This window comes from thiotrophic endosymbiont of Bathymodiolus puteoserpentis (Logatchev) (assembly GCF_900127505.1).
Taxonomy (GTDB): Bacteria; Pseudomonadota; Gammaproteobacteria; order PS1; family Pseudothioglobaceae; genus Thiodubiliella.
In genome coordinates, this window is the sequence record NZ_UEXF01000013.1 from 1 (window position 1) to 1,115 (window position 1,115).

The 1,115-nt window shown below is 33.6% G+C and carries 1 protein-coding gene; it reads right to left on the reverse strand.

The features are described from left to right. Positions 1-208: 208 nt before the first annotated feature. Positions 209-934: an outer membrane beta-barrel protein gene (locus BHECKSOX2_RS00995; RefSeq protein WP_139682101.1), complete on the reverse strand. Its 726-nt coding sequence runs from the start codon at positions 932-934 to the stop codon at positions 209-211. Positions 935-1,115: the final 181 nt, after the last annotated feature.

Below are 1,115 nucleotides of genomic sequence, written 5' to 3' on the forward strand. Positions count from 1 at the left end.
TTGTTTGTATTTTTATGGATGCAAGACTTGAATGGGGTGGTTTTTTAGGATTTTGATTGGTATTTTTTGGGTTGGGTGGTTCTATTTTTGGATTTGGGTGAAGCTTTTTCAGAAAAAAGTAAATGGAAAATTGGCGATTAATGGTTTCTAGATAATAAAAACACCCTGCAAAGGCAGGGTGTTTTTATGGTAGATTAAGTATCTATATTTAGAAACTATAGAGCATACTAATGCCAATATTATCAACGTCACCATCTGCTTTTATACGCTCAAAACCAACACGATATTTTATTGTGTTATTAATTTTTCCATCAACACCAACACCATAAATAACATCAGTACCACTGTCTTTATTGCTAAAATCTGTAGCACCAGCGATTGTGGTCAATACACCTGCATTATCATATTGAAATGCAGAAAATTCACTTTTAGAATTCCAAACGCTAACACCTAGTTTAAAAAATGGCTCAAAACTATCTGACTGTGCAAAATAATACAGCCCAGACAAATCAATACTACGACCAGATAAGGTTGCAGATGAAGTAACATTTGCATTATTAGTGCCAGTACCCGTAAGCGTAGTGCCAGTCAGTCCTATTGAAGATTTAAATCCTGCAGTATCTTGCAAGGCACCCATCGCTGTCTCTAAAGCAGCACCATTAGCGGCAGACATTGATATGCCTGTTGTATCGCTAGAATAGTCTGTATATGAACCTTCTACTGCAAAATTTTTATTCAAACGCTTACCAAAGATTACTTTGTAATTATTTTTTTTGTAAGCCCCTCCACTAATTGTAATTCCTGGCACAGAACCCGTGCTATCAGATTTTGTTTGAACAACACCTAAGCCAAAATACATATCTTTATTTTCTTGTGCATAGGTTGATGTAGCGACTAAAACTGACAATGCAACTACCTTTAATTGAGTTTTCATTTTATTATTTTCCTTATATTTTTTATAAAAAAACTAGTAATAACTAGTTTTCAGATGCGGATTATACCTAAAAAAACTACTCCCCAAATCCAAAAATAGAACCAAAAAATCCAAAAAATAATTTTCTCACATAAAAAACTACTTTTCAACCAGCCAGTCTATGATTATTACTAACAGTCAA

Excerpts from the sequence above, each read along its gene's own strand:
- BHECKSOX2_RS00995 (WP_139682101.1), bottom strand. The coding sequence starts at position 934 with ATGAAAACTCAATTAAAGGTAGTTGCATTGTCAGTTTTAGTCGCTACA.